This window comes from Pseudonocardia sp. SID8383 (assembly GCF_009864975.1).
In the GTDB taxonomy this organism is placed as follows: domain Bacteria; phylum Actinomycetota; class Actinomycetes; order Mycobacteriales; family Pseudonocardiaceae; genus Pseudonocardia; species Pseudonocardia alni.
Window position 1 is genome coordinate 1 of sequence record NZ_WWFY01001249.1, and the last position, 3,882, is coordinate 3,882.

Sequence of the window (3,882 nt, forward strand, 5' to 3'; positions counted from 1 at the left end):
CAGGACGAGCCCCGCGAGAGCGGGCAGCACCCCGGGACCCCCGGCCGGGAGCACCCGGGCGCCGGCCGCGAGGACCGACGCCACCCACACCGCCGATCCGGACAGGACCGACACCGACCACGCCCCGCGTTCCCGGCCCGGTGCGACGGCGAGCACCCGGCCCGCCGCGGCGACGAGAGCCCCGCAACACGACGGTGACGGAACGTGAGTGACATGCGTCACGCGCGCGCCGTGATGCCGCAGTGCGGCTGCGGCCGCACGGCGGCGCAGGACCGGTCCGCTGCGGCGCGCCCAGGTGTCGTCGAGGGTGCGGGCGGGGCCGTCGAGCGCGGCCGTCCACCACCGGACGTCGCCGGCCCGCCCCGCGCGCCGGGCCGCGTCCGCCGTCAGGCCGTCGACCTGCACCGACAACGTCGCCAGAAGATCGGCGCGGGCCTGGTCGAGCGCGGTGCGCAGCGGCGGTCCGATGCTGCCCGACAGCGGTTCCCGGTCCATGCCGGACAGTCTCGGAGGGACCGCTCCCGGGTGGATCCGTAGGACTGCGCAGCGGACCCGGGTGATCGTCGTCCTTTCTCATGGGCAAGGCTGAACCGCAGCGTGGACACGGACGAATCAACCGACCGGGGCAACCCCACGGGCTCCAGGGACGTCCACTGATCGGGCAATACCGAAGACGCCCGACACCAGAACCGCAACCGGACCGTGATCGCGTCGTTGGACGAGTAAGCGGACCTGTATGGAGGAAGTGTGAGCGCCGTTACGCCCGCCCGCCCGACCGTCACGCCCGAGGCCAGCGCTCCTGCGCGCCCCGGGCGTCAGAACGGTGCCGGTGCCGGACAGTCGCCGTTCCCGGCGAGCCCTGCCCGACCCGGCGGGCGCGCTCCGCTGGCGCCGCAGCCGGAGGGACCCGAGGGCTTCCGTCGCCCGCGGCCCCGCCCGGCTCCGCGCCGTAGCGCGAACCCGGCGGTCTCGGTCATCGTGCCGACCCGCAACGAGGCCCGGAACCTCGAGATCGTGCTGCCGGCCATCGCCGCGGTGCGCCCGGCCGTGCACGAGGTCATCGTGGTCGACGGCAACTCGACCGACAACACGGTCGCCGTCGCGCGGCGCACGCTGCCCTGGGCGCGCGTCATCACCCAGACCCGCAAGGGCAAGGGCAACGCGATGGCCTGCGGCTTCACCGCCGCGACCGGTGACGTCATCGTCATGTTCGACGCCGACGGCTCGGCCGACCCGAACGAGATCCCGGCCTTCGTGAACGCGCTGGTCAAGGGCGCCGACTTCGCCAAGGGCAGCCGGTTCTGCAAGGGCGGCGGCTCGGACGACATCACGCTGCTGCGCAAGTCCGGCAACGCCGGCCTGAACACCGTCGCGAACCGGCTGTTCGGCACGCGGTACTCCGACCTCTGCTACGGCTACAACGCCTTCTGGGCCGACCTGCTCCCGCAGCTCGAGCTCCCGGACCCGGCCGCGCCGCAGCCCGAGGACGGCTCGATGCTCTGGGGCGACGGTTTCGAGATCGAGACCGTGCTCAACTGCCGCGTCGCGGCCGCCGACCTGACGATCACCGAGGTGCCGTCGGTCGAGCGCGAGCGCATGTTCGGCGAGACCAACCTGCGGACCTTCGCCGACGGCACGCGCGTGCTGCGTACCCTGATGGCCGAGCACCGTCGCATGGAGCAGCGCCGCAAGGCGTCCGGCTACGCCCGCTGACGCTGCTCCCACCGGCCGCCCCCGCCGGTCCGCAGCCCCATGAGGAGCGATTGCACGTGAGCGCCCTGCCGACCGCCACCGTGGTCGTCTGCGTCTACACCGAGAAGCGCTGGTTCGACATCAAGGCCGCCGTCGACTCGGTCCTCGACCAGGACGTGACCCCGCTGGAGACGATCGTCGTCGTCGACCATAACGAACGCCTGCGCGAGCGGGCCGAACGCGAGTTCGGGCCGCTCGGGGTGGTCGTCGTCGCGAACGACAAGAAGCAGGGCCTGTCCGGCGCCCGCAACACCGCGGTCGAGCTGGCCTCCGGTGAGGTCGTCGTCTTCCTCGACGACGACGCCGCGGCCCGCCCCGGCTGGCTGCACGCGCTCCTCGCCCCGTACGAGGACCCGGACGTCATCGGCGTCGGCGGGGTCGCGCACCCGAAGTGGCCCGACGGGCGTCCGCGGACGCTGCCCGGTGCCGCTCCCGGGGACCCGAACGCCACCGGTGAGCTCGACTGGGTCGTCGGCTGCACCTACACCGGCCAGCCCACCGAGCGTGCCGAGATGCGCAACCTCATGGGCTGCAACATGTCCCTGCGCGCCGAGGTGTTCACCCGCGTCGGCGGGTTCGCCGAGGACATGGGCCGGATCGGCAAGAACCCGCTGGGCTGCGAGGAGACCGAGCTCTGCATCCGGGCCCGGCAGGCCTACGTCGCCGACGGCCGGAACCCGCGCATCCTGTTCGAGCCGCGCGCCGCCGTCGACCACCGGGTGTCCGACGACCGCGTCTCCTGGCGCTACCTGCTGCGCCGCGGCTGGGCCGAGGGCATCTCCAAGGCCGCCGTGTCCAAGGTCGTCGGGACCGGGGACTCGCTGTCCACCGAGAGCAGCTACACGATGAAGGTGCTGCCCGCGGGCGTGATCCGCGAGGCGAAGGAGCGCAACGCCGCGTCCGCCGCCGCGATCGTCGCCTGCTTCGGCGTCACCGCCGCCGGCTACGTCCGCGGCCGGCTGCCCGGCGCGACCGCCCACGTGCGGCTGCCCGCGGGCCGGAACACCGGTGCCTGACCGGGCCACCGCCCCGGAGACCCCGCACCCGCACGACACCCGGATCCGCTCCTACGTCCACCAGCGTGTCCGGCTCTCCGAGGGCCAGCAGTCCGCCTGGGACCGGCTGTGGTCGACGTGGGGTTCCGAGGTCGACGACGTCGTGGCGGCAGGGGTCTGGGACCCGGCGGCGATGTTCGGCCGGACCGCGCCGCTCGTGCTGGAGATCGGGTCCGGCATGGGCGAGACGACGGCGTCGCTCGCGACGGCCGAGCCGGGGATCGACCACGTGGCCGTCGAGGTCTTCGAGCCCGGCCTGGCCCAGCTGCTCATGCGGATCGAGCAGGGCGGCCTGACCAACCAGCGGCTGCTGCGCGGCGACGCCGTCGAGCTCCTGAGCCGGGTCGTCCCGCCCGCGTCGCTGGACGGGCTGCGCATCTTCTTCCCCGACCCGTGGCCCAAGCGGCGCCACCACAAGCGCCGGTTGATCCAGCCGGAGTTCGCCGCTCTGGCGGCGTCACGGCTGCGCCCGGGCGGGCTGCTCCACCTGGCCACCGACTGGCCGCACTACGCCGAGCAGATGCGCCGGGTGGTCTCCGCGGAGCCGTCGCTGCGCCCGGACGACCACTTCCCGCTCCGTCCGGACGGCTGGCAGGACCGTCCGTCGTGGCGTCCGGTCACCAAGTTCGAGGACCGGGCCCGGCTGGAGGGACGACCGGTTCGTGACCTGCTGTACGTCGCCGACCACGCCCCCGGCACCGGTGACACACGGAGAGTGACCGACTACGGTCGGGAGCACCCCCGATCCGGATCCCCACCCGAGTGACCCCCGAAGGACGCCCGTGACGACGGTGGAGCACGGCAAGAACTCGCACCCCGCCCCCGCGGCACCGAAGCGGCCGGTCGACCGACCGCCCGGCTTCCGGCCGAGCCCGACGCCCCGCCCGATGACGGGCCCGCCGCCGGGCGCCCCGTCGGGTCCGGGTCAGGGGCCCGGCCCGGTGTCCGGGGAGTCCGGCGCGGAGCGGTCCGGCCGGTCGGTGTCGATGGTCCCGCTGGTCGGGTCCGGTACGATGGGCTCGTGCTGCGCATCACCGCCATCGGCTCCGGAGCGGTCGAGTACCTGCTCCGCGGC

4 protein-coding genes are annotated in these 3,882 nt (G+C 74.0%); 3 read left to right on the plus strand and 1 reads right to left on the minus strand.

Going from position 1 to position 3,882, the window contains the following annotated elements:
* The coding region (locus GTW08_RS30700) for a hypothetical protein (protein ID WP_161152893.1) at nt 1-495 on the minus strand (495 nt) is incomplete at its 3' end.
* Between the two features lie 252 nt (nt 496-747).
* On the opposite strand from GTW08_RS30700, the gene GTW08_RS30705 reads away from it, so the two are divergent.
* The 3 genes from GTW08_RS30705 to trmB are packed head-to-tail and all read left to right on the plus strand — an operon-like array spanning nt 748 to nt 3,573.
* The gene (locus tag GTW08_RS30705) at nt 748-1,713 is read left to right on the plus strand and encodes a glycosyltransferase family 2 protein (RefSeq protein WP_304580138.1); all 966 of its coding nucleotides are present in this window, start codon (nt 748-750) and stop codon (nt 1,711-1,713) included.
* A 56-nt stretch (nt 1,714-1,769) separates the two neighbouring features.
* Nucleotides 1,770-2,768, plus strand: coding sequence for a glycosyltransferase family 2 protein (locus GTW08_RS30710; protein ID WP_202417942.1), 999 nt, complete (start codon nt 1,770-1,772; stop codon nt 2,766-2,768).
* A complete protein-coding gene (gene trmB, locus GTW08_RS30715) occupies nt 2,761-3,573 on the plus strand; it encodes a tRNA (guanosine(46)-N7)-methyltransferase TrmB (RefSeq protein WP_073576108.1) in 813 nt (270 codons plus the stop codon). Before GTW08_RS30710 ends, trmB begins: the two co-directional genes overlap by 8 nt.
* Nucleotides 3,574-3,882: the final 309 nt, after the last annotated feature.